The following is a 24,590-nucleotide window of genomic DNA, read 5'->3' as shown; positions in this document are numbered from 1 at the left end:
TCTAGTATTGGTAATGAAATTAATTTTTCACGAATTTCTTAGCGACAGTTTTTTGACCGTCATTCACTTCTAAAATGTAAACTCCAGTTCCTAATTTACTAACATTTATTCCGCTTTCAGATAATTTACCCGCGTCAACTTGTTGACCAAGGAAATTAATAAGTCTGTAAGTTCCTTTTCTACTATCTGTCATTCTTACATTTAGGATGTTATTTGTAGGGTTTGGATACATTAATAGATCTGAAATTGAATTTTCATTTCCTAAGTCAATTGCAGTTTTGGCAGTTGTAATAGTTGTAATCGCTGGACCACCAATATTAACTGTATAGTCTTCCACTTCTCCGTAAGAGAAAGTTTCACATGCGGTTTGTACTGCGTTGTATTTCATTGATACTCTCATACGAGTTGGACCTGCTAAAGCTGAGGTAGGTACCGTAAATGTACTTGTTAGGTTTGCGCTACTTGACGAAGATCCAGTAACCATCTCTTCCGAAGTTTCAAAAGTTCCGTTTTGGTTGTAATCAATCCAAATTTTCCAATATTCAGTATAAGCTGAACCGCTAAAACCAGCACTAAACAAGATCGTGTTTGAACCGTAAGGAAGGTTTGCAGCAAGACTCGTGAAATCACCATATCCTGCATTCGCTCCAGTTGTATTTGTAATTCCTCCAATAGAAACGTAGTCAATATACTCATCAGTTACCGTATTCCCTTTAGAAGCACAATAGGATACTGTATTACTTAAGGTGGTTACGTTTGCAACGTTGCTACTTGGAGAAATATTTCCAGCAGCATCTTTTGCTTTTACTGAGAAGGTATAAGCTGTACTGGCAGTTAATCCAGATACATCGTATGAAGTACTTGTTACTGTTGCTTTCAAAGTACTACCTTGATACACATCATATCCAGTTACTGCAACGTTATCCGTAGAAGCGTTCCATGATAAACTTGTAGTGGTTGTAGTCGTTCCAGAAGTTGTTAAGCTTGATGGTGTAGATGGTGCAGTTGTATCTGCTGTACCAGCTGTGATGTTAACTGTATAGTCCTCAACTTCACCATAAGAAAATGCCTCACATTGTGTTGCTACGGCATTGTATTTCATGGAAACTCTCATGCGTGTCGTTCCAGAAGTTGCAGAACTTGGAACTGTAAAAGTACCAGAAACTGGGGTAGTTTTAGAAGCAGCTTTACTCCAAACTAATTCACCTGCATCTGAAAAATCACCATTTTGATTGTAATCAATCCACACAGCATACCCTTCGTTATAACTAGTGCCCGTCCATTTTGGTGTAATGGTAATAGTGTTTGAACTCGCTTTGGTTAGGCTAGTAGTAATACTGGTATAGTCGCTATAACCTGTACCACCTGTGGTTGTGTTGTTTATTGTCCCTAATTGAACTTTGCTTATATATTCATCAGCAACGCTGTTTCCTTTAGACGTACAATATGAGATTGAAGCTGCTGTTGTAGTTGTATTGACAGAATTACTCGCCGTAGATAGATTTCCTGCTGCGTCTTTTGCTTTAACTGTAAAAGTGTAGGCTGTCAATGCTGTCAATCCAGAGACAGTGTAAGTTGTTCCTGTACTAGTTCCTGCTAAAGTCGCACCATTATAAATATTGTATCCTGTTACGGCAACATTATCTGTAGAAGCTGTCCAAGATAAATTTGTTGATGAGCCAGTTGTTCCCGTAGCTGTTAAACTTGTAGGAGTAGAAGGAGCAATGCTGTCTGCAGTTACGTATGCAGCGCCAACACCTACTGCATAAAATGCATTAGTAGTGGCGATTACTTCAGGAGATCCAGCTCCGTATAAATCAGTAGCTGCTTGGATTCCGTAAGTTCTAGCATTTGCGTAAGTTGAATTTGCTGATAAATACACGCTTTCTAAACGATAAGCAATCTTTGCTGCCTTATCAATTGTTATTCCTGTAACTGTGTATGAACTTCCAATATCATTTGTTCCTGATTTTCCAATACTTAATATATAAAACCAATGGTTTAATACACCACTATTTGTATGTACACCACAATAGTCATTTGTTTGTGTAGGTGTACCACAGTTAATTGTTTTCCAGTTTGTACCGCCGTAAGTATCAGGTTGTCCTTCAGATTTAGGATTGCTCATAGAACGTAAAGCTAAATGTCCAGCTCTTCTTTCTATGTCTTCTCCAATTAACCATGTAGATTTACCTGGTGCTGCGTAATATTCGATACAAGCTCCCCAAATATCAGAAAAGGCCTCATTCATTGCTCCTGATTCTTTTTGATATGCTAAATTTGCTGTTTTCTCACAAACGGCATGACCAATTTCGTGACCTGCTACATCAATTGACGTTAAAACATCAAAATAAGTCCCGCTTCCATCTCCGTAAGTCATAACGCTACCATTCCAGTAAGCATTATCATAGGCGACGTCGAAATGCACATAACTTTTAATAGCAGCACCTGCATTATCGTAGCTGTTTCTTCCGTGAACGGTAGACCAGTAATCATATGTTTTTTCTGCTCCCCAATGGGCATCAAAAGCACCATTATCTTTAGCTGTATTGTCAAATTCAGCAGCAGTCCAATTATTATCAGTATCTGTAAAATTCACAGCTGTACCATAATTTGTTCCTTTTTTCATATTATACGTCTGAACACCGTTTCCACGTGTAGCGTCAGATAATATATAAGAAGAACCGCTTAAAGCAGTTTGGATTGGCTGATTTCCGCTATATCTTGTTGCAGCGTTTGCTGATACAAATAAAGTTTTTGCAGTGTTTGAGTTTTTTGCTCCAACCTCATTTATTGTATGGCTTTTCGCATGACTATATTCACCAAGATGCTTAATTGTTGCATTGTAGTACAATGCTTCTCCAGTTGTTGCATCAATGTATAAGTCACCGCGACTAACGGGACTTGTTGCATAGATGTCAAATTTATAGGCTAAACGAACTTTTTGATTCGTTGTTTTTTCACCTTGGTCAATCATAGAGGGAAGAAAAACTAATTCCCCCTCAGGTTTATGATAGCCTATTTTTGAGGCATTTTCTGGATTTTCCCATAAGTATTTTGAAGCACCTATTTGATTGACGGCTTTCTTAAAAGCAGTTTCTTTTGAAATACTTGGAGTTGTTGATTCATTTTTAATATCATAGTATTCGCCACTCATAGATGTTAACTTTCCATTTTTAGAATGTAGAGAGTAGGTAGCATATTCTACTTTTACGCCTTGATGATACAGTTGGAATTTTTCATGATTGAAACCTGATCTGTCAGATTCAGATTTTAGAATAGTAAATTTAGAATTGGCTTTTAATTCTAATTGCTCTGTTAATACTTTTTGAGAGTCTGTCGATTTATAAGTAGATTTCTCGTTAAAAGTAATTATGGAGGGTTCTCCATTTTGATTAAGAACTTTCTGTTTTACATTTTTGGCAGAATCTTGGGCATTTCCGTCAATAGCAAACAGTGATACGCTAATTGCAAGTGCAATTTTACCTAGTAATTTTCTTTTCATTTCTTGTAGGTTAAATGTTAATAAATTATTAAAATTGTTGTTCCCAAATTTAACATAAAATGTGATAAATGTTGTGAATATTGTAATTTTTTTCTTTTTTGTTTGTTTTTTTCACATCTAATTTTAATTAAGGACGGTCGTAGTGCGAGATGAAGACGTGTTTTATTTTTTAAATTTTTAAAGGAAAAAGGAGATTTTTGCAGTATTTGAGATGATTAATTTTCGAATATTTGATTAAATCGAATATGCATAAGTGGTATTTTGTCTAAGAAATTCAATTTTTAAATTGGAAGCAAAGCAAACCTTCAAAATTTTATGCTGTTTTGACATAGGATGTATTGTCCTCATAAAAGTGAATTAGAATAGGAATACTTATGTACTAAAGGGTTGGAATAATAGTGAGTTTCGGCGAAGTAAATAACCTGATTATGGTTCTAAAATCTTATAGTTACAAGTGAGTTGATCTGGAAATTACTTATAAGAGCATATTGAATTTATCAGAGTAGCTGTTAAATTTAAACCAATCGTTTTTTTATAGAAATATCGAGCTCAATAGTGAAAAAAGGAAAGGAGGATGTTTACAAAAGAGTAAGCCTTGTGTAGAATATAATATTGTTTGTGGACTGTTTTTATTTATGATTCAAGGTTTAAATGTGAGGATTGCTTTAAAGTTTCGGTCGCATGGCGGATATTCAATAGCTCGATAAGCGGAAAGCTATTGAAAAAAAAGCTGTTGTTGTTTTAGATTTTTCAGAGTGAATTTTTAATATTTAGTGCGAGAGAACAAGCTAAAAATTCCTGTTCGGGCTTGTACAAGAGGTTTTGAGTATGAAATAGGTTCTTTCGAGTCTTTTTTAATTGACACATAGCAGAGGAAATGGAAAGCGCAATTGACCGATTATCTAAATAATTGATAATCGAAGTCACTTTGATAAAAAGCAGCGGCTATAAATTGGTTGGACTGTTTTGAATAGCAACAAGTTCTAAGTCAAGGATTGTCTTGACTAGTTTGCTAAATTTTTTTTTGATTATGCCTGTTGAATTTTTTTTAAAATGTTTCATTTTTCTACCACAAAATCCACTATCCTTGAAGTATGAATCTTTGGAATTAAATTAATTTATTTCAAAATGTTCTTAGAGATGAATAGGAGACGTTATGCAATGGGATACTCAAGTAGTACTTGTCTCGTGAAATTACAAGTTAGTAGGTTTAAAAAAAAACGGTCCGAAAATTTCTTTTCAGACAGCCTCTTTGTAGTATTGGTAATAGAATTAATTTTTAACGAATTTCTTAGCAACTGTTTTTTGACCGTCATTTACTTCTACGATGTAAACTCCAGCTGCTAATTGACTAACGTTTATTCCGGTTTCAGATTCCGCAAAATTAGATTTACAGTATGTATAATATTTTAATTTGAAGGATTCTTGCTTTTGGATTATTTGCGAAAGCATAATGTATTCGTCAAAGGAGTTGCTGATTTCAAAGAAAGCATGTTTGTAGAAATAAGGAATGCTACTAGTAGTAAAAAAATAAATCGGAACAGAAAATTAATTGTGTTCCGATTTAATGAGTTGTAATCAAGTGTTCCTTTTTTTCGTAAAGAATAGACTATTGATAGTAAGGAGATGGGTTTTAGTCAATAAGCATTTCTGGAATTTCACCTTCAATAATTAATGCTGCTTCAGTGGAAGCAATAATATGTTCAACGGTAACTCCTGGTGCACGTTCTAATAATTTAAAGCCTTTAGATGTTACTTCTAATACAGCCAATTCAGTCACTACTTTTTTTACACAAGCAACGCCAGTCAATGGTAAACTACATTTTTTGAGGATCTTAGATTGCCCCGCTTTGTTGACGTGCATCATGGCAACGATAATATTTTCGGCAGAAGCTACTAAATCCATTGCTCCTCCCATTCCTTTTACCATTTTTCCTGGAATTTTCCAGTTAGCAATATCTCCGTTTTCAGAAACTTCCATAGCACCCAGAATAGTTAAATCAACATGTTGCCCACGAATCATTCCGAAACTTAGCGCTGAATCAAAAAAGGAGGCTCCCGGTAACGTCGTTATTGTTTGTTTTCCTGCATTGATAATATCTGCATCTTCTTCTCCTTCAAAAGGGAAGGGACCCATGCCTAAAACGCCGTTTTCACTTTGAAATTCAACGTCAATTCCTGTTGGGATATAATTGGCTACCAATGTTGGTATACCAATCCCTAAATTCACGAAATAGCGGTCTTTAAGCTCTTGTGCGATACGTTTTGCAATACCTATTTTGTCTAGTGCCATAATATTTATGTGTCAATTAGAGAATTAGGAAATTAGATAATTGGTTTGCACTATCTAATTAACTGATTTTCTGATTATCTAATTCTTACTGTACGTTGCTCGATTCTCTTTTCGTATTTCTCGCCTTGAAAAATACGTTGTATGAATATTCCGGGGATATGAATTTGATTAGGATCAAGCGTTCCAGCTTCCACTAATTCTTCTACTTCCGCAACGGTTATTTTAGCTGCTCCAGACATGCAAGGATTGAAGTTTCTCGCAGTTCCTTTAAAAATTAGATTTCCTGCTGTATCTCCTTTCCACGCTTTCACAATAGCAAAATCAGCCTTGAAAGCCAACTCCATTACATGCATTTTTCCGTTGAATTCTCTTGCTTCTTTGCCTTCTGCAACTTCTGTTCCGTATCCTGCGGGAGTAAAAAATGCGGGAATACCAGCTTGGGCTGCGCGACAACGTTCTGCAAGAGTACCTTGTGGAATCAATTCCACATCCAGTTCTCCAGAAAGCATTTGGCGTTCAAATTCAGCGTTTTCTCCAACATACGAAGAAATCATTTTCTTGATTTGTCTTTTTTGTAATAATAAGCCAAGACCAAAATCGTCAACGCCAGCATTATTAGAAATACAAGTTAGACCGGTAGTTTCTTTTTTTACCAATTCTGCGATAGAATTTTCGGGGATTCCACAGAGACCGAAACCGCCTAACATGATCGTCATTCCGTTTTCAACTCCTTCAAGAGCAACTTGAACGTTATCTACTTTTTTATTTATCATAGTCTATTTTTTAAGTCCAAACAGCTGTATTTTGAAACACTCTTAATCGTGAAAAGTACCCGCTGCTGGAATCTAAAATTTGGAAATCTACTTAATTCTTGTTTTATTTAGAATTCAAATTCATCTGTATTTTGTAGCGTATTGGTAGTGTCTTTTACTACTGGTGCAGTATAACAGTCTACTTTTATAGAAAGATTGGCTGGTCTTTCAAATTCATTTTTAGATATTTTTAATTCTGGGTCAGCATAACAAAGTTTCATAAAATAACCCCATACCGGCAATGCAGCGGTTGCTCCTTGTCCATATGTTATTGTTTTAAATCTTGCCGAACGATCTTCACAACCTACCCAAACACCTGTTACTAAATTGGGAACCATTCCCATGAACCAACCATCTGATTGATTTTGTGTAGTACCTGTTTTCCCTGCAATTGGGTTAGTAAACTGATATGGGTATCCTGTCCATCTATTGTCACCAGATCCTCCGCCTGTGGTTCTTAGTCTTGATCCAGAACCTCCTTCAGTAACTCCCTCGAGTAATTTGATGACCGCAAATGCGATATCTTTATTTAAAACATCGTGCGATTCAGGAATGGGTTCATAGATAATTACGCCACTTTTATCTTCAATTCGGCTTAAGAATTGGGGTTTGGTATACACTCCTTGATTAGCAAAAGTACTGTATGCAGCTACCATATCTTCTACCGTAATGTCTACTGCTCCTAGGGCAATTGAGGCTTGAACTGGAATTTCGGATTTTATTCCTAATTTATGAGTTAACTTAATTACTGCTTCAGGACCTACTTTGTCCATTAATTTTGCAGATATCGTGTTGATTGAATTGGCTAGCGCTTTTTTCAAGGTAACCATTCCTCTGTATCTGTTGTCTGAATTTCTTGGACTCCAAGCTTCTGTTGCGTGGTGACGTCCTACTGGCATCGTAAAAGGCGCATCAATAATTGAATCACACGGAGACATATTTAATTGTTCAATAGCCGTAGCATAAACAAAAGGTTTAAAGGTAGAACCTACCTGTCTCGCTCCTTGGCCTACGTGATCATATTGAAAATATTTATAGTTAATTCCGCCTACCCAAGCCTTTATGTTACCCGTTTGAGGCTCCATAGCCATTAGTCCTGATTGTAGAAAATGTTTGTAATAACGAATGGAATCAATAGGAGTCATAATTGTATCTTTTTCTCCTTTCCAGGTAAATACGGTCATCTTTGCTTTTACACTAAATGATTTTATGATATCCTCATCACTCATGTCTGCTGATTTTAAAACAGCCCATCGGTTTGATGATTTCATGGCTTGGGTTAAAATACGCTGGGTTTCCTTGTCTGAGATACCAACAAAGGGGGCGTTTTTATTATTTTTTGCCTGAATAAAAAACTCTTGCTGAAGATTTGCCATGTGGGAAGTAACCGCTTCTTCGGCATGCAACTGCATTCTGGAATCAATAGTCGTATAGATTTTCAATCCATCTTTATAGATATCATAATCAGATCCGTCCGGTTTCTTGTTTTCATCAACCCATTTTTTCATGTAATCACGAAGATATTCTCTGAAATAAGTCGCCGTTCCTTCTCTGTGGCTCTCGAGTTTGAAATGAAGAGTAATGGGTAAACTTTGTAATCTTTCTTTTTCTTTTTCTGTAATGATGGCTCCTTTTGCCATTTGCGCAAGCACTACATTTCTGCGGTTTTTTACTCCAACGGGATTTCGTACCGGATTGTACAGTCCTGAGTTTTTGAACATTCCCACTAATATAGCAGACTCCTCAATAGTTAAATCTTTTGGAGATTTTGAAAAATAAGTTTGAGCCGCTGAACTTACTCCTACAGCATAATTACCAAAATCATAGACATTGCAATACATTGCCAATATCTCGTTTTTGGTATATTGTCTTTCTAATCGAATTGCAATAATCCATTCTTTAGCTTTTTGTACAATTCTAAATGGCAAAAACTTTGATCCTTCGCCATGAAACAATTGTTTGGCTAGTTGTTGTGTCAGCGTACTCGCTCCTCCGCTAGTACCAAGACTTGCAATCGCTCTTAGCGTACCTCTACCGTCAATACCTGAATGTTCATAAAAACGCTCGTCTTCGGTTGCTACCAAAGCTTGAACTAGGTTTTTAGGCAAATCTGAATATTTTAACTGAGAACGGTTTTGTTGGTAATATTTTCCAATCACTACACCATCAGCCGAAATGACTTCCGTAGCTAAATTAGAGTCTGGGTTTTCCAAGTCTACAAAGGAAGGCATGGAACCAAAAAGTCCCCAAGAGGCAAATAAGAAAAATAGTGCGATACCGCCCATTCCGTAAAGGAAAAATTTCCAAAATGTTTTAGTATAATACTTAAAATCTTTATTAGCAGTATTGCCCTTATTGTTGTTTTTTATAGCAGCCATAAATTATCCTAGTCTTTTTTTTCTATTCGTAATCCCACTTCTGTAATTCCTTCTAAAAGCGTCACTCCGGGAACTTTACCGGTCTCCCTGACCGCCTGTTTTATATGGACTTTGTATTTTCCTTTAAATTGTACATTCTCTTTAAAGTATAACTTACTTTCTTTAATGTCTGTAAATCCGTTACCTAGCAATGTTCCGTCTGGATTTGCCATTTGGTATTCTAAGGTGTCCACTTTTGTATAACCGTTTGGTTTTTCAACAGATACAATCAAAAAGAGATTGTTGTATTGATAATTGTTATTGTCTCTTAAATTGATGAATAAATCAAATCGTTTTGTAGAATCTAATTCTGGCAAATCGAATGTTATAATGCTGTCTTTATGCCAGGCACTTCCCACAGATTGATATTCGTCAAAAACTCTTTTTTTATCGCATGAAAAAAAGAGTATCGCAATCAAAACGAAAAAAATGCTATTTCTTAGCCTCATTTTTAGTAATAATTATTGGTTTTCTTGTTATAGCTGGTTTCTTCTCGTTTGAAGTCGAAGACCCGTTATTTGCTGGCTTTTTATTGTTTGGCACAATCTTATTATCTCCTGCTGGTTTGTTATCTCCCGCTGGCTTCGGTTTTTTGTTTGGTTTTTTTCTCTTTTTAGGTTGGTCAAATCGAGTTAAACTTTCTTGCCCCATTGCGTTATTAAAATCTTTCTCTGTTTCCTGAATGATTTCAATTGCATAATCCTCAAGTGAGGACACTTTATTTTTTAATTTATTTTCGGCGATGATTTCCTGTACTTTTTCAATTTTAAGTACATGCCAGTTTGCAAAATTATTCGTGTAGGCAAACCACATTAATCCTTTGAAAATATCTTGTTTTTGACAAATGGCGTCTCCTTTTTCAGTAACTAATTTTGTTTCAAAATCAGGAAAACCTTTCAAGGCATCCATGTAAGTGTCTAATTCATAGTTTAGACAACATTTTAGTTTACCGCATTGTCCTGCTAATTTTTGTGGGTTCAGTGATAACTGTTGGTAACGAGCTGCCGAAGTATTTACACTTCTAAAGTCAGTTAACCAAGTCGAGCAACACAATTCTCTTCCACAAGAACCTATTCCTCCTAAACGAGCTGCTTCCTGACGGAAACCGACTTGTTTCATCTCCACTCTGGTGCTGAATTCTTTGGCGAAATCTTTAATTAAAAGTCTAAAATCGACTCTGTCATTTGCCGTATAGTAAAACGTAGCTTTAGATCCATCTCCTTGAAATTCAATATCAGAAATTTTCATTTCTAGTTTTTGAGAAATAGCTAATTCACGTGCCCGAACTTTCATTGGTTCTTCTCTTTCACGTGCAACAGACCAGATATCAATGTCTTTCTGTGACGCTTTTCTATAGATTTTTGGAATCTCGTTGCTATTGGGATTAGCTCCTTTTTTCTTCATTTGAATTCGTACTAACTCTCCGGTCAAAGTAACAATTCCAATATCATGCCCAGGAGAAGCTACCGTTGCAACGATGTCTCCCATACTTAAAGTCAATTTTTCAGTATTGCGATAAAATTCTTTTCTCCCATTTTTAAAACGGACTTCAACACAGTCAAAAGGTGCTTGTCCATTAGGCAAAGTCATATTTGAAAGCCAATCGAAAACAGTCAATTTATTGCAGCTATCGGTGCCGCAAGTCCCATTATTTTTACAACCCTTTGGTGATCCACCATCAGAAGTTGAACAACTTGTACATGCCATAATTTTATATATAGTGTTGTGACGGGCACAACTTAAGTTCTTAAAAAGATTAATGGGTAAAGATAGCATTTTTTAATTTTATGACATAACGATTGGAAATGTATGAAAGTGATAAAGTTTTATTAAAAAAAATACCCATTGCGACAATTATCGTAATGGGTTAGTTTTTAGTGACTTTTTGATTAGTTTAAGTTTCTTTTATCGAAATTATTTTTATAGGACAGGCCTTAGCTGCTAATTCGCAATTCTCCACAATCGTGTGATCGTGTGACTTTAATGTATAAAATCCTTTGGCATTCTGAGAATGTATCAAAACCGATTTCCCATCTTTTTTAGACATTTGAAATTGAACTGGTGCCATCTCGACACAATAATTGCAGCCAATACATTTGTCTCTTTGCAGTGTTATAATGACCATTAGACTTCTACAATTTTATATAATTTGTCTGACATTCGGATTCTAAAAGGTAGCTTAAAAGTACAGTCATCTCCTTTTGTTGCTTTTTCAGCAACAGCGTCATTGACATACATTTCTTCGATTATCATTTCTTGGGCTCCGGTAGTTGGACCAGTGACTAAGATTTTGTCTCCTATTTTTATATCGTAAGCTTCGATTTTGAATTGTCCAACGGTGGCTTTCGAGAAATAATGTGTTCCTTTTCCAACATACACTTTCTTCTGTGTTGCCATCGAGCCAGAAACATTACTCCATTCTCCCAATTCTTGTCCGAGATAATAACCCGACCAAAATCCACGATTGTAAACGGTGTTTAATGCTTCCATCCAAGCTTCAACTTTTTCTTTAGAAAAGCTGCCTTCGTAATAACTGTCAATCGCGTCGCGGTAGGTTTTTATTACAGTTGCTACATACTCTGGCGCACGACCTCGGCCTTCTATTTTCAAAACTTGAATCCCAGAGTCGATTACCTGATCCAGAAAATCCAGCGTACATAGATCTTTCGGCGACATCAGATATTCGTTATCGAGTTCGATTTCGAAGCCAGTTTCTTGATCAATAACCGTGTATTTTTTGCGACAATTTTGTTTGCAGGCACCACGATTTGCCGAAGAATTATTCGAATGCAAACTCAAATAACATTTTCCCGAAACCGCCATGCACAAAGCACCGTGACCGAAAATTTCTATTTCTACTAAATTACCACTTGGCCCTTTTATAGCTTCTTTTTTAATTTGCTCGGTGATGCTATTCACTTGACGCAAACTTAGTTCCCGACTCAAAACCATCGTGTCAGCAAAAAGACTGTAGAATTTTATGGTTTCGATATTGGTCACATTCAGTTGGGTAGAAATATGGACTTCCATCCCAATGCCTCTAGCCATAGCAATTACGGCTTGATCTGATGCGATTACCGCAGTGATATTTGCTTCTTTGGCTTTGTTTAATAATGTTTTTACCACCGATAAATCGTGATCGTAAATTATCGTGTTCAGCGTAAGATAGCTACGAACATTTTTAGCTTCACAGCGTTTTGCGATTTCAGTTAAATCGTCCATAGTGAAATTTACCGTGGCTCTGGCTCGCATATTCAATTGTTCTACGCCAAAGTAAACAGAATCTGCACCATTATCGATTCCAGCTTGAAGTGACTCAAAGTTCCCTGCGGGAGCCATAAGTTCAATTTTATTAGTTGATGTCATGATAAATTAGTCTAAAACCTTATATAATTTATCTGATAACCGAATTCTAAACGGCAATTGAAACGTGCAAATGTCTCCCGCAACTGCTTTGTCAGCTTTTATATCATTCACTTGCATTTCGGTAATGACCAATTGTTGTTCACCAGTGGTCATTCCTTTTATCAAAATAGTATCACCAACATTGATTTCGTTTTCTTCGATAGAAAATTGACCAATACTTGGTTTTGGATAAAAATGAGTTCCTTTCCCTATGTATTGCTTTTTAATCTTCGGTGCTTTTTTAGCAAGTGCTTTTGATTTTGTTAAATCAGCAAGATTGGGAACTGCCGCCAAAGGATCAAGATTTGCTTCTCTATTTTTAAAAGTCAACACATCCGACTTCCCTTTTTTGAATATTTTATTTCCGTTCTTGATACCACGACGAATCGCTTTTTGCTCTTCTTCTGGCAAATGAATCACGTCAATACAGTCTTGTGAACAACAACCTTGCATGGCTTGTGCACATTCTTCGCATTGGATAAAAAGTAAATGACAACCTTCATTAATACAGTTTGTATGCACATCACATGGTTTTCCACATTGGTGGCATTGGGATACAATATCATCGGTAATTCTTTCGCCTAAGCGGTGATCAAATACAAAGTTTTTACCAATGAATTTACTTTCTAAGTTTTCTTCTTTTATCTGTTTGGCGTAATTTATAATTCCACCTTCTAACTGATATACATTTTTAAAACCTTGGTGTTTAAAATAAGCCGAAGCTTTCTCACAACGAATTCCTCCGGTGCAATACATAACCAAGTTTTTGTCTTCTTTAAAATCTTGTAATTGCTCGTTTATAATCGGCAATGATTCGCGAAAAGTATCTACATCAGGTGTAATGGCACCTTTAAAATAACCAATTTCACTTTCGTAATGATTCCTAAAATCAACCACAATAGTATTTGGATCGTCTAAAATAGTATTGAATTCTTTGGCTTTCAAATGCACTCCTATGTTTGTCACATCAAAAGTTTCGTCATTCAAACCATCAGCAACAATCTTGTCACGTACTTTTACCGTTAATTTCAAGAAAGAGTGATCGTCATGTTCCACCGCAATATTCAGTCGCATACCTTGCATAAAATCATAGGCTTCAATAGTATCTTTAAAAGCGTAGAAATTATCTGCAGGAAGCGATAACTGGGCATTTATTCCTTCTTTGGCCACATAAATACGACCAAGAACCACTAGTGGATCCCAAGCGCGGAATAAATCGTTACGAAATTGTGTTGGATCTTGAATTTGCGCATAAGCATAGAAAGACAAAGTAAGTCTTTGTTTTCCGGCATCATCAATCATGATGGCTCTTTCTTCTGCGCTTAAAGTGTTATACAGTTGCATGCTATAAACGGTTTAAGGGTGAAAAATTATTTTTGCAAAAGTAAGGAAAAGTGACAGAGTGACAAAGTTTCTGAGGGTCTAAGTTTTTAGGAGCTATTCCAGCTGTCCACTGTATCTTTCATGCCAAACCCTGGCATAAAAGGATGCCGTTTCCATCTGGGCTAGGGCAGGTTTGGGGCAACCAAAATTTTGATTTCATTATAAGATGTTCCTAAAATGCAAAAAGCCCAGAATAAACTTCTGAGCTATTTTTTGTTTTCTAATCAAGTTACTTAGTTGCGGTTATTCACCACATTTTCAGTAAGTATTTGGGAAACTTCTTTTAGTTTTCCTTGTTCAAATAATTGAGGTAAATCTTTTAAAGCGGTTTTAACAGGCGCTTCATAATTGAATTAATCCTGAAAAGTAACGCCATCAACTACTCTTGTATTAAAAGCCGATCTAAATCGAACACCGCCGTCATTAACTAGATAGCTGTAGGCCAAATAATCAATTTTATGTGTGTCTTTATTTATCCAATAATGGTATTCATCATCAAAATCTTTTCCGCCACCTTCTTGACCAAAAGTTACTTTTATTACATCATAATTCTTTCCTTTAATGGTCGTTTCTTCAACGAATGTTTTGTGTACTGAAGCATCTTGCAATTTGTGTGGCAGCGTAGCAAAATAAATAACTGAATTTATAGCCTCAGAATATTTGTCAACATCTTTTTTACTCAAAGATTGCAAGCTGTTGTTAATGCTTCTTTTAAATTTATCAGCAGTCATGACATCTTTAATGAGCGAATCTCCTTTTTGAATTTCAGTGGAGTAGGTGTAAGCACCTCCATCATTCTGAAAACGGTATTTTTTACCTCTAAATTCAAAAGAATAATCGGCATCATTATATAATTTTCCACCGTGGGCTTCGATGGCGCGATTGACTATAGAATCTGCTTTTGTGAGTGGCTTTTCAATTGCAATGGTGTCGTTTTTATCTGTTACTTCAGTGCTGTTTTTTTTATTATTACAAGACAATAAAAGCGCTGCAGTAACACAAAGTAGTAGTAGATTTTTTTTCATTTTTTAAAATTATTACATTTTATAGCGAACATAGAAAATAGTAGCGGTTTTATATAAATTTTAACTTAACCATTTTTCCTTTCTGCTTTTGAGATGCTTGTTTAGCTGTGGTTATATTGAATTTGTTTTTGAGTTATTTATAATATCTCAGAATCGAATGGCTATCTAACGCTAGAGATGTTTTCTCGTATTTGAGATTAACAAAAAAGAGGGTTTTAAGTCCCGATAGTTTCGGGACTTAAAACCCTCTTAGTCAATAAATTAAAATTAAAAAAGCCAGAAGAAGGTGTAGTTCTTTTTAACTATCGCATTAAATTAATTACCTCTATAGGTTGAATATCCAAAAGCAGAAAGTGTAATGGGAACGTGATAATGGTTCTGATCTTTTATTTGGAAAACGACTTCGATGAATGGATAGAAACTCTCTGTGTTATTCTTTTTAAAGTAATCACTTGTAAAGTAAGTAAGCCTATAAATTCCTAAATTAGATTTTTCAGAATTTAGAAAATCATTTATTCTTCCGTTTGCGTCAGTAATTTTTTCATCAACAAAAGACCATGTTTTCGATTCTTCATTATACTTTTCTAATTTTATAGAAACGCCACTAGCAGGCATCCCTTGTGATACATCTAAAATATGACTAGAAAGCTGATAAGTGTTTTTTTGTGCAAATAATAGTGTTGTAAACAATGCTAAGGTGAGTGTTAAGAGTAACTTTTTCATTTTTTTTGAGTTTTAAATTATTTTGTAGTTGTAATACCTATTTCCTTAATTTCTGCAGACTTAGCTATCAGATCATCATTTTCAGCGCTTCCTCCACCAGCTACGCCAATGCTTCCAATAATATTTCCTTTATACCAAATTGGTGTGCCGCCGCTTAACAGTAATAATTCGGGAAGTGTGTTTAGATTTTTTGAGTCGGGATTTATTTCGGTGTTTCTTAATAGTTGCAATGTGGCTGTTTTTGTTGATAATGCCGTATAGGCTTTTCTTCGCGCAGCTTCTGTGTTGTGAGGACCCACATTATCAGCACGTAGAATTAAAATAGGTATTCCTGAAGCATCAAGTATGGCCATTGAAACTTTTGTATTTAGTTTCGCTGCTGATTCCGTTACACGTTTCGATAGTTCAAACGCCGCCACTAAAGTCAAATTGTCGACCGATTTGACATAGCTACTAGTGGAAAGTATCGTTTTTGTAGGCTCAATTTTATTTTGTCCAATGGATAGCATTGGAATCAGTGTTAGAAATAAGAATATAGTTTTCATTTGCAATTTATTTCTGCAAAGTTACTGGCTATAAAACGCAAAAAAGTTGCCCTAAGTCAACGTTTTTAGAGTTTGGATTTTATTCTGCTTAAGGTAGAAGGCGACATTCCTAAATAAGAAGCTACCATCTTATTAGACACTTTTAGAAGTAATTGCGGTTGGTATTTAATAATCCATTTAACTTTATCCAAGGCGTCAAAACCTTGAAATCCATAAATTCTCTTTTGAGCCATTATAAAACCAAGTTCTAATATTTCTGTATAAATTTTAGCAAAAAGAGGTTCGGTGTCTACTAAATAATAAAAGTCTTTTCTAGATATACATAGTAATTCTGATTTCTCAATAGTTTGCAAGTATTCTTCGGCAGGTTGCTGATCAATAAAGCTGGGTAAAGCAGTGGCAAAATTCCCTTCGAAAGCAAAATATCGAGAATTTTCTACGCCTTCTTTAGAAGTGGTAAACAAACGGATACAGCCTTTATTTATAAAATAATAATGATTCGATACTTGATCGTAATTCAAAAGTAGTTCGTTTCGCTTTGTTTTTATCAACTTAAAAAACGAGCAAATTTTAGTGAGTGTTTCTTGGTCAATATTAGTTTTACCTTTTAAAAATTTTTCAAGAGTCTGATACATGATTCCTTTTAGGCTGCTTTTTATTTAGTAAAAATATCGCATTTTACAATGAAAAACGAATCTAGTCACCGTTTTATAATACTTTTAGCTTAACCATTATTCCCTTCTGAAGTTGTCAATGCCCTAAAGTCAAGAGCTTTACTTTTTCTTTTCCTCGTCAACAATTAGTTTCAAAGAATTGATATAATCCGTATCAAATTCTATCACTCTTATTTTGCTTGGCTTAAAACTCATTTCACCTTCAAATTCGCCTTCAGATCCCAAAAAGTCTATTACGACTTCTTCCTCGTCCATTTCTATCAGTTTGCCTAGATAAACGGCTTTATCCGACTTTGTTGCAATTTGGAAAATTTCATATTTACTTGCCAAGAAATAGATAATTGCAGCTATATCTGTAAGTGGAATTATTTCGGCAGCACTTGTTTTTAATCCTTTAAGTTTAATTACTCTTTCGGTAAATTCATGATCCTTGTCTTGGATAATTGCCTTTACATTTTTGTTTCTCAATATCGTATAACCATCAATTATAAAATCGACAGGATTGTTTTTGATTAAGATCCAATCTTCAGTCCAATCAATAAGAAAACCACTAAAAATTTCTTTTATGTCGTCAAATTCTATTGTAATTAATTGTCGTAAGTATTTGTTCATGCTGTTTTTTTTAATTTTCGAAAGCAGCGTTGCTACTATGAATCCAAATTTGAATCGTCACGATAAAAGTCCCTTGCTAATTTATAACTACAAAGATAGCGCAGATTTTTATTCTGTGCTCGCACAGATTGCTAAGTATTTAACTGGTATATAAATCTATTTTAGGACGAGACATTATGGTGTAATCATCGAAACGCCAATTCTTTCCCCTTCTTTGACAGAAGTTTCATAACCTTTTAAAGTATTACTTAATAAATCGGCATCAATGCTAATTTTATTTTTTTCGAATAACAGCACCACCGTGGATCCCCCAAATTTGAAATATCCTTTCTCGTCACCTTTTTTTACAAAATCTCCAGAATAGGTTTGTACCATACTCCCCACCATAGTAGCGCCTACTTCGGCCATGATAACTTCTCCAAACACAGGGTTTGTAACGGTCGTATATTCCCTTTTGTTAAGGCAGAATATTTCAGTCCTTTTGCGCAAAGCAAGTGGGTTAACTGAATAATAATCGCCGTCAATCTGGGTGTTGGATGATACACTTCCGCTAAGGGGGAAATGGAAACGGTGGTAATCGGCAGGGGCAAGGCGGATGATCACCAAAGTACCATCAATGTATTTTTTAGCAAGTTCGTCATTATTTAAAAACGAACCTATATCAAAGCGATAGCCTTTGACGATAAAATCGCTGTTGCTAATATCGGCATAGGCCAATATTTTTCCATCGGCCGGCGATACTGTATTAGTTGCGGTAGTATCCACCAGTCTGGCATTATTCTTTAGTTTGCGGGTAAAGAAATCGTTGAAAGAGTGGAACTCCTGTTTTTCGAAGACGCTCCTATCGATATCAAACTCTTCAATAAAGGGTTGTATTTTCTTAGTCGATGAAGGGCGATCCATCATAGTACCATAAATAGACGAAACGAATTTTCTTTTCACTAGAGTCCATAATGTTGCTTCGCCCACAGGATTATTATAGAGCCAAACTAACCACTTTTCGGCAGCCACTTTTTCTGTTTTTAACTCCCCACTTTCCCTATCGTAATAGTGTATTGGAGCTTGCGGCGGCAATGGATAAAAAGCCATTATTGCAATGATGGCTAGCAACAACAAAATGATGCCCCAGTTTTTTTTAGTTTTTGTAATTTTCATGTTTGTATTCCCTTTTTATTTCTTTACGCTATGCAGCAAAAATTTCATTGTCATTGTTTCGTTCTTTTTTTTCCGCGTTCGTAAAGTTGATCCAATACTATACTGGGGCCTAAATATAGATATATACTTTTTAAAAGTATTATTTTGTGGCAAAGTGTTTAAGGGAAAACGAAATCAATTCGCAAAAATTCACACCCAAACTCCACCATGTTTGTCATTCCGTAGGAATCTCAACTACTATAAATCAGTCATCATAGGAAATTGTGTGATAGTAATTTATGAGGTTGTCAATTGGTATGGTAGCTTTAAAAGCTTAATAAGGCCTTTATATTGATGCAAGTAGCTCTTTTTTCTAACTTTAAATGAAAAACAACAGTTTGCAAAATGAAAACTTTAGTATATCTTTGTCAAATGAAAATTCTTGTAAAGAAAACAATTTTGTATTACATCGAAAGATATCCAGTTGCTAAAATGCAATTGTTGATTTGGTATAATGAATTTACAAAATTAGATTTCAAGAATTTCAATGAACTTAAAAGAGTGTACGGAAATGCAAGTATTATAAGTAATGATAGAGTTGTTTTTAATATAAAGGGAAATGATTTTCGGTTAGTGGTTTCAATAAATTTTTCGCAAGCAGCTTGTTACGTGATTTGGTTTGGAAGTCACAAAGAGTATGATAAAATTAATGTGGAAACTGTTGCTTTTGACACAGCAATTTTGAACTTCAAAAAAAAATAGCTATGAATTGGAAAGTATTAAAAACAGAAGAAGATTACAATAAAGCTTCAATGCGATTGATGGAAATATTTCACGCAAAAGAAAACACCACAGAAGGTGATGAGCTCGATTTGCTTTTAGTTTTAGTTAAAGATTATGATGATAAACATTATGACTTACCAGAACTTGACGCTTTAGAAGTGATCAAGTATAAAATGGAGGAAATGGGAATTAAGGCCAAAGATCTCGAAGCAATAATTGGGAGCAAAGGACATGTTTCAGCAATTCTTTCTGGAAAGCGTGAAATCACCTTAAAAATGGCTCAGAAGCTAAAAAACTATTTCAGTATTCCTGCTGAAGTGTTTTTGCACTCGGCTTAAAATGTTTTTCCTTTAAATATTGATTACAGTTAGTTTAGAATTGCTCTCGAAACTCCACAAAGAAGCTCCGCCATGTTTGTCATTCCGGAGGAATCTCAGCTACTGTAAATCAGTCATCATAGGAAAATGTGTGTTAGTTGGTATGGGTACGAAGTCAGGAGACTTCGCACAGCGGGGATATATCTGCGCGATCGGGATTTTCAATCCCAACTAATCCTTATCTGTTAGCAAATGTATTTTAATTCAAAATAAGTTCTATATTTGTTTCACAAAAGGAATGTCTTTTTTAAATTTTAAAGTTAGTACTTACGATACGAAGCGAGTCCAACGAGCAAGTAGCTTTTCGAAGTGATGGTTCCGCGGACTCTCGTTTTTTATTGATAATATTGATTTTTATTCCGTACAAATTTTAGATAATGCTCAAAAAGATATTTCCTGAGTAATTCTTTGCTTCTCGGACTTAATTTGTTTTTATAAATTTTTCTTCTTCTTACAGTTTTGTGTTTTGGGTCAAAATGGTCGATTAATACAGCTACAATAACACCAAATCTTAGAATTATTTGTCTTTGTTCTTTGTAGTTAACATTTAATAACTTTTTATCAAGTTCGCCAATCCATTTCGATAAAGAACTATTTTCAATTTCTAACGTTTCAAGAAAATCTTTTAACGTCATAATTCTGAACTTTTGATCTTTCGTACAAATTAAGCACTCCCCAATAATTCTTTGCATAGATCTATCTAAAATTCTATGTCTTCTGGATTCAATTGTTTCAATAAATCTTAAAAGTTCGTTACCTTGTTTTATCTTAGATAAGTCGATGTATTGACTTTGTAATCTGAGGTATTCAAGTTGTGCCCAAAATTGCGCAAAAAGGTATAAAATATATTTTTGGTTATGAATTGGATTATCAGAATTCGACATTTTTAAGTTTACAAACGTTGCAAAATCTTCTTTTGCCAAAGATTCAATTTTTCCATATAATTCGCTTGAGGCCTTTAAAATTGGGTCTAAATTATCATAAAAAACTTTTTTCGCATCACTTTTAGTTTTGAAGTATTGCTTGATGTCAGGGTAGAAAAATTTAAATCCTTCCCACATTATTACGCCATTAAGTGTGGCTAATATCAATTGTAGTATGTTGTTCATAAGATGTTTGCTAACTAGTATCTAACTTCAAATATATACATCTTTTTCGTACTAAATGTTATTTAGGAAATAGATTAGCATGTCCGAGTCATAGCAAACTACACCTATAATTGTATAAAACACTAATTTTGACCCAGACCGTTTCTAGCCCAGATAGAAGTGGAAATCCTTTTTTATCCGCTTTTTAGCGGGAAAAAAGATTGTAACGAATAGCTGGAAATAGCTCCAAATAAAACACCAATCCGCAACCTGGTTTTAAATTTCAGTCAGAACGCCATTCTTTAATAAGTATTTTATAATTTTGCAGCCTGATTTCGGGAGAGGAATTCCGTTATCTCTTTTACTTCGTGCGCAATAAGCAAATTGGAATTTTTGGTTTTACCAAAAGCGATAATGCTCATTACAAATGATGCCTAACAACAATGATTAAGAAGGAATAATATGAAAAAGAAAGTTGAAATTCTTGCACCTGCAAAAAATTTGGTTCAAGGAATTGCTGCTATAAATGCTGGTGCAGATGCTGTGTATATTGGCGCGCCATTGTTTGGAGCACGAACGAATGCAACGAATTCTGTCGAAGATATTGCCGAATTGGTGAAATATGCCCATTTGTTTAAGGCTCAGGTTTTTGTCGTTATCAATACCATTTTGTACGATAAAGAACTCGAAGCATGTAGAAAATTGATTCACGAATTATATGATATAAAAGTGGATGCGCTTATCGTGCAAGACATGGCAATTATGGAAATGGATTTGCCGCCGATAGTGATTCATGCCAGTACGCAAGCGAATAATCGCGATCCTAAGCATGTGAAATTCTTGAAAGATGCCGGAATGCAACGTGTGGTTTTGGCTAGAGAATTGAATTTAGACCAAATTAGAGATATTGCTGCAGAGACAGATGTTGAGCTGGAATTTTTCGTTTCGGGAGCATTGTGTGTTTCTTTTAGCGGGAATTGCTATATGAGTATTGCTGGTGGAGAGCGAAGTGCTAACCGTGGTTCTTGTGCACAAAACTGTCGTCTTCCGTACAACTTGACGGATGGAAATGGAACGACCTTGCTTACTGAAAGTCATCTACTTTCGATTAAAGATTTAGATTTGAGTGATCAAATACCTAATTTGATTGAAGCTGGAATTTGTTCGTTTAAAATTGAAGGTCGTTTGAAAGACATCGTTTATGTAAAAAATAACACTTCGTTTTTAAGAAAGAAGTTAGATTCTTTTCTTGAAAATAATGATTCGTTCCAAAAAGCGTCTTCGGGAAGAACGTTCTATAATTTTGTGCCAGAAATGGATAGAAGTTTTAATAGAGGGTACACGGATTATTTCGTGAACAAGCGTACAGAGAAAATAGGAAATTGGGACAGCCCAAAATCACAAGGACAGTTGATAGGTGCAATCATCGAAATCAAAGCTAATGGATATGTAATTGAGAATCACGAGCTATTGAACAATGGCGATGGTTTGTATTTTATCAATGAAGATGGTGTGGCTGATGGGGTACAAATTAATATTATTGTAAATGATATTGTGGTGCCTAATACGTTTAAAAACATTGCTGTAGGAACGGTTATTTATCGAAATTCAGATGCGGAGTTCAACCGAATTGTAGAAAAAGAAAATAGTGCGGTTAGAAAAATAGGCGTTACGCTTCATTTTACTGAAACTGCAGCAGGTTTTCAATTGCGTGCGATTGACGAAGACGGACATGAGAGCATTGCTACTTTGGAAACCGAAAAAGAGGCTGCCAAAAGCGAAGAATCGGTAATTCCGAATATCAAAAGAAACCTTTCTAAAACGGGAAATACTCCGTTTATCGTTGATGACATTGAATTGGAATTTGCTAGCAATTGGTTTTTGCCTATTTCAAAAGTAAACGAAGTAAGAAGAACGGTGTTAGAGCAGTTGATTGACATTAGAATCAATGAATACCATAGAGAGGAGTTTCAAATTACAAAAACGGATCACCCTTATCCAACGGAGAAATTAGATTTCACCTTTAATGTTTCGAATAAGTTGGCTAGAGCCTTTTATAAAAGACATGGTGTAACTGAGATTGAAAAAGCATTTGAATTGCAATGGGATCCCGGAAAAGCACGTGTAATGACCACTAAATATTGTGTGAAATACGAACTAGGGAAATGTGCCCGTTTCCAGAGAGCTACCATGGGTGAAAAAGTCGTAGAGCCGTTGACTCTAAAACATGGAGAAAACGAATACAAATTGAAATTCAACTGCAAACCTTGTGAAATGGAGATTTGGGAAAAAGACGCGGAGTTAGAGTTTATCGACGAAGACGAGCAACTGGATTATGTAAAGAAAAGATAAGTTTAAAAGCAGTAAATATAAAGAAAGCTACAGCAGAAATGGTGTAGCTTTTTTGGTTTTTGGTAGCGAATAATTAACGGATTGATTCTAAGAGATGTATTCGTTCTATACACTTGCCATAAAAATCAAAAATCATCGATTCCCCTCCTTCATATAAACTCCTATTTGCAATTAATACCTATCGAAATATTTGAAGATTTGGTTAATGGTTGCAATCCTTTGTTCATCTTTTTCAATTAATAATTCATGTTGTGCATTTTCTATTAGAAAAGCTTCACATGTCTTACCTAGTTTCTGTGCTTCTTCTATGAATACTTGATGTGCTTTTGGATTAACAATTTTTTCGTTTTCTGCCGAGAATAGTATAAAAGGAGTTTTAATGTTTTTAATATTATCATTTATATAATCGAACTGTTGACACGATTTAGAAACCCATTGATAGGTAGCTCCGCCCAATCTTGCCTCAGGCTTTTTTGCAAAAGCACTATTCATTCTAGCGTATCTAATTTCTGATTCAGTGAGTTTATTATTCTTAAACACCAATTTATCAGCTTGATATTTACCTTGGCCTAAAGCATATTTTGGTTTTTCACCAGTCAAGATCATAGATGCTCCACAAGTTGGCGTAACAAAACCTAACATCGGAGAAGAAAAGGCTGCTGCATTGAAATCATTAGGGTTTTGTTCTAAGTAAGTCATGCCAATTGCGCCTCCCATAGAATGGGTCAACAAATATTTCTTTTCATGATTTGACTTTTTAAGCATGTTGTCATAAAAATATTTCATGTCGTCAATATAAAACTGAAAACTGTCAATATATCCCATATCTGAATCTTCAGCCATTCTACCCGACAAACCTTGCCCTCTATGATCATGAATATATACAGAGTAGCCATTGTTATAAAGATCAAAAATCAACTCTTTATACTTTATTGCTGCTTCGGTTCGTCCTGAAGAAATAAGTATAGCGGGGCTTTCTACTTCAGTCTGTTTAAATATTTTGTAATAAATTTCAATATTTTCTTTTCCTGTAAAGTAAGCCTCTTTTCCGCTGTTATAGAAGTTTTCGATAGCGGCAATATGTTTTACATCCTTCAATTGCTCTTCCGTACTTAACTTGTATACGTTGTCTTCTCTTTGTAGTTTTTTTAAATTTACGGTACATGATATTGTAAATAATACACACAGGAGTAATCCAATTTTTATATATCTCATTTGTCTAAAATTAGCTTGGGTTCTAAAATGGGTTCCTTATTGACAATTGTTTTATTTTATAGTAACGCTATTAATTCTTCCAATGCGTTGATGTGTTTTTAACGAATTTTCTAAAAAAAGGATAGTTGTTCTGCTAAGTTAAATCTTTCTCAGATTGAACGCTACCTTTAGCCTTTGATATTCATATCCAACATTTAGGATGTGCGTCTCTTTTTGTTTGCCCTTTTGCATACTCCTTCTCCATTTT

General features: G+C 35.1%; 21 protein-coding genes. 3 read left to right on the top strand and 18 right to left on the bottom strand.

Going from position 1 to position 24,590, the window contains the following annotated elements:
• Positions 1–19: 19 nt before the first annotated feature.
• The 16 genes from BMW63_RS00525 to BMW63_RS00450 form a co-directional block, all read right to left on the bottom strand.
• Complete coding sequence (locus BMW63_RS00525; protein ID WP_083380320.1) at positions 20–3,505, bottom strand: M4 family metallopeptidase; 3,486 nt, start codon at positions 3,503–3,505, stop codon at positions 20–22.
• 1,272 nt (positions 3,506–4,777) lie between these two features.
• Positions 4,778–4,957 (bottom strand): T9SS type A sorting domain-containing protein, encoded by a 180-nt coding sequence (locus BMW63_RS00520; RefSeq protein WP_074720165.1) that lies wholly within the window; start codon positions 4,955–4,957, stop codon positions 4,778–4,780.
• Between the two features lie 181 nt (positions 4,958–5,138).
• Positions 5,139–5,798, bottom strand: a complete 660-nt coding sequence (locus BMW63_RS00515) for a CoA transferase subunit B (RefSeq protein ID WP_074720163.1) — start codon at positions 5,796–5,798, stop codon at positions 5,139–5,141.
• Positions 5,799–5,872: 74 nt separating this feature from the next.
• Positions 5,873–6,571 (bottom strand): CoA transferase subunit A, encoded by a 699-nt coding sequence (locus BMW63_RS00510; RefSeq protein ID WP_074720161.1) that lies wholly within the window; start codon positions 6,569–6,571, stop codon positions 5,873–5,875.
• Between the two features lie 107 nt (positions 6,572–6,678).
• Positions 6,679–8,988 (bottom strand): penicillin-binding protein 1A, encoded by a 2,310-nt coding sequence (locus BMW63_RS00505; RefSeq protein WP_074720159.1) that lies wholly within the window; start codon positions 8,986–8,988, stop codon positions 6,679–6,681.
• An 8-nt stretch (positions 8,989–8,996) separates the two neighbouring features.
• Positions 8,997–9,476: a gliding motility lipoprotein GldH gene (locus tag BMW63_RS00500; RefSeq protein WP_074720157.1), complete on the bottom strand. Its 480-nt coding sequence runs from the start codon at positions 9,474–9,476 to the stop codon at positions 8,997–8,999.
• Positions 9,460–10,734 carry a PSP1 domain-containing protein gene (locus BMW63_RS00495; protein WP_074720155.1) on the bottom strand — a complete coding sequence of 425 codons (1,275 nt, stop codon included), beginning with the start codon at positions 10,732–10,734 and terminating at the stop codon, positions 9,460–9,462. Before BMW63_RS00495 ends, BMW63_RS00500 begins: the two co-directional genes overlap by 17 nt.
• 187 nt (positions 10,735–10,921) lie before the next feature.
• A complete protein-coding gene (locus tag BMW63_RS00490) occupies positions 10,922–11,152 on the bottom strand; it encodes a ferredoxin (protein ID WP_074720153.1) in 231 nt (76 codons plus the stop codon).
• The gene (locus tag BMW63_RS00485; protein WP_074720151.1) at positions 11,152–12,393 is read right to left on the bottom strand and encodes a peptidase U32 family protein; all 1,242 of its coding nucleotides are present in this window, start codon (positions 12,391–12,393) and stop codon (positions 11,152–11,154) included. Before BMW63_RS00485 ends, BMW63_RS00490 begins: the two co-directional genes overlap by 1 nt.
• A gap of 6 nt (positions 12,394–12,399) precedes the next feature.
• A complete protein-coding gene (gene trhO, locus BMW63_RS00480; protein WP_074720149.1) occupies positions 12,400–13,776 on the bottom strand; it encodes an oxygen-dependent tRNA uridine(34) hydroxylase TrhO in 1,377 nt (458 codons plus the stop codon).
• Positions 13,777–14,168: 392 nt separating this feature from the next.
• Positions 14,169–14,690 (bottom strand): DUF6503 family protein, encoded by a 522-nt coding sequence (locus tag BMW63_RS00475; RefSeq protein WP_449403941.1) that lies wholly within the window; start codon positions 14,688–14,690, stop codon positions 14,169–14,171.
• A gap of 465 nt (positions 14,691–15,155) precedes the next feature.
• Entirely contained in the window at positions 15,156–15,563 is a 408-nt protein-coding gene (gene uraH, locus BMW63_RS00470; protein WP_074720147.1) for a hydroxyisourate hydrolase, read from the bottom strand.
• Positions 15,564–15,580: 17 nt separating this feature from the next.
• A complete protein-coding gene (locus BMW63_RS00465; RefSeq protein ID WP_083380319.1) occupies positions 15,581–16,108 on the bottom strand; it encodes a GlcG/HbpS family heme-binding protein in 528 nt (175 codons plus the stop codon).
• Positions 16,109–16,173: 65 nt separating this feature from the next.
• The gene (locus tag BMW63_RS00460) at positions 16,174–16,743 is read right to left on the bottom strand and encodes a Crp/Fnr family transcriptional regulator (RefSeq protein WP_074720145.1); all 570 of its coding nucleotides are present in this window, start codon (positions 16,741–16,743) and stop codon (positions 16,174–16,176) included.
• Between the two features lie 138 nt (positions 16,744–16,881).
• On the bottom strand, positions 16,882–17,394 hold the full coding sequence (locus BMW63_RS00455) for a hypothetical protein (protein WP_074720143.1): 513 nt from the start codon (positions 17,392–17,394) through the stop codon (positions 16,882–16,884).
• Positions 17,395–17,568: 174 nt separating this feature from the next.
• Positions 17,569–18,549: a phosphatidylserine decarboxylase gene (locus BMW63_RS00450; protein ID WP_217643717.1), complete on the bottom strand. Its 981-nt coding sequence runs from the start codon at positions 18,547–18,549 to the stop codon at positions 17,569–17,571.
• A gap of 411 nt (positions 18,550–18,960) precedes the next feature.
• On the opposite strand from BMW63_RS00450, the gene BMW63_RS00445 reads away from it, so the two are divergent.
• Entirely contained in the window at positions 18,961–19,290 is a 330-nt protein-coding gene (locus BMW63_RS00445; RefSeq protein WP_074720141.1) for a type II toxin-antitoxin system HigB family toxin, read from the top strand.
• Positions 19,291–19,292: 2 nt separating this feature from the next.
• On the top strand, positions 19,293–19,649 hold the full coding sequence (locus BMW63_RS00440) for a helix-turn-helix domain-containing protein (RefSeq protein ID WP_074720139.1): 357 nt from the start codon (positions 19,293–19,295) through the stop codon (positions 19,647–19,649).
• A 374-nt stretch (positions 19,650–20,023) separates the two neighbouring features.
• Here the strand turns inward: BMW63_RS00440 and BMW63_RS00435 are convergent, their stop codons facing one another.
• Complete coding sequence (locus tag BMW63_RS00435) at positions 20,024–20,797, bottom strand: hypothetical protein (RefSeq protein ID WP_074720137.1); 774 nt, start codon at positions 20,795–20,797, stop codon at positions 20,024–20,026.
• 441 nt (positions 20,798–21,238) lie between these two features.
• Here BMW63_RS00435 and BMW63_RS00430 point away from each other — a divergent pair, with 441 nt between their 5' ends.
• The gene (locus BMW63_RS00430) at positions 21,239–23,128 is read left to right on the top strand and encodes a peptidase U32 family protein (RefSeq protein ID WP_074720135.1); all 1,890 of its coding nucleotides are present in this window, start codon (positions 21,239–21,241) and stop codon (positions 23,126–23,128) included.
• 171 nt (positions 23,129–23,299) lie between these two features.
• On the opposite strand, the gene BMW63_RS00425 is transcribed toward BMW63_RS00430, so the two are convergent.
• Complete coding sequence (locus BMW63_RS00425) at positions 23,300–24,343, bottom strand: alpha/beta fold hydrolase (protein WP_074720133.1); 1,044 nt, start codon at positions 24,341–24,343, stop codon at positions 23,300–23,302.
• Between the last annotated feature and the right edge of the window lie 247 nt (positions 24,344–24,590).

It is taken from the genome of Flavobacterium frigoris (assembly GCF_900111075.1).
Classification (GTDB): domain Bacteria; phylum Bacteroidota; class Bacteroidia; order Flavobacteriales; family Flavobacteriaceae; genus Flavobacterium; species Flavobacterium frigoris.
Note: the sequence above shows the minus strand (reverse complement) of the source record. Positions and strands in the feature narration are given on the sequence as shown.

Excerpts from the sequence above, each read along its gene's own strand:
- BMW63_RS00525 (WP_083380320.1), bottom strand. The coding sequence starts at position 3,505 with ATGAAAAGAAAATTACTAGGTAAAATTGCACTTGCAATTAGCGTATCA.
- BMW63_RS00520 (WP_074720165.1), bottom strand. The coding sequence starts at position 4,957 with ATGCTTTCGCAAATAATCCAAAAGCAAGAATCCTTCAAATTAAAATAT.
- BMW63_RS00515 (WP_074720163.1), bottom strand. The coding sequence starts at position 5,798 with ATGGCACTAGACAAAATAGGTATTGCAAAACGTATCGCACAAGAGCTT.
- BMW63_RS00510 (WP_074720161.1), bottom strand. The coding sequence starts at position 6,571 with ATGATAAATAAAAAAGTAGATAACGTTCAAGTTGCTCTTGAAGGAGTT.
- BMW63_RS00505 (WP_074720159.1), bottom strand. The coding sequence starts at position 8,988 with ATGGCTGCTATAAAAAACAACAATAAGGGCAATACTGCTAATAAAGAT.
- BMW63_RS00500 (WP_074720157.1), bottom strand. The coding sequence starts at position 9,476 with ATGAGGCTAAGAAATAGCATTTTTTTCGTTTTGATTGCGATACTCTTT.
- BMW63_RS00495 (WP_074720155.1), bottom strand. The coding sequence starts at position 10,734 with ATGGCATGTACAAGTTGTTCAACTTCTGATGGTGGATCACCAAAGGGT.
- BMW63_RS00490 (WP_074720153.1), bottom strand. The coding sequence starts at position 11,152 with ATGGTCATTATAACACTGCAAAGAGACAAATGTATTGGCTGCAATTAT.
- BMW63_RS00485 (WP_074720151.1), bottom strand. The coding sequence starts at position 12,393 with ATGACATCAACTAATAAAATTGAACTTATGGCTCCCGCAGGGAACTTT.
- trhO (WP_074720149.1), bottom strand. The coding sequence starts at position 13,776 with ATGCAACTGTATAACACTTTAAGCGCAGAAGAAAGAGCCATCATGATT.
- uraH (WP_074720147.1), bottom strand. The coding sequence starts at position 15,563 with ATGAAAAAGTTACTCTTAACACTCACCTTAGCATTGTTTACAACACTA.
- BMW63_RS00465 (WP_083380319.1), bottom strand. The coding sequence starts at position 16,108 with ATGAAAACTATATTCTTATTTCTAACACTGATTCCAATGCTATCCATT.
- BMW63_RS00460 (WP_074720145.1), bottom strand. The coding sequence starts at position 16,743 with ATGTATCAGACTCTTGAAAAATTTTTAAAAGGTAAAACTAATATTGAC.
- BMW63_RS00455 (WP_074720143.1), bottom strand. The coding sequence starts at position 17,394 with ATGAACAAATACTTACGACAATTAATTACAATAGAATTTGACGACATA.
- BMW63_RS00450 (WP_217643717.1), bottom strand. The coding sequence starts at position 18,549 with ATGAAAATTACAAAAACTAAAAAAAACTGGGGCATCATTTTGTTGTTG.
- BMW63_RS00445 (WP_074720141.1), top strand. The coding sequence starts at position 18,961 with ATGAAAATTCTTGTAAAGAAAACAATTTTGTATTACATCGAAAGATAT.
- BMW63_RS00440 (WP_074720139.1), top strand. The coding sequence starts at position 19,293 with ATGAATTGGAAAGTATTAAAAACAGAAGAAGATTACAATAAAGCTTCA.
- BMW63_RS00435 (WP_074720137.1), bottom strand. The coding sequence starts at position 20,797 with ATGAACAACATACTACAATTGATATTAGCCACACTTAATGGCGTAATA.
- BMW63_RS00430 (WP_074720135.1), top strand. The coding sequence starts at position 21,239 with ATGAAAAAGAAAGTTGAAATTCTTGCACCTGCAAAAAATTTGGTTCAA.
- BMW63_RS00425 (WP_074720133.1), bottom strand. The coding sequence starts at position 24,343 with ATGAGATATATAAAAATTGGATTACTCCTGTGTGTATTATTTACAATA.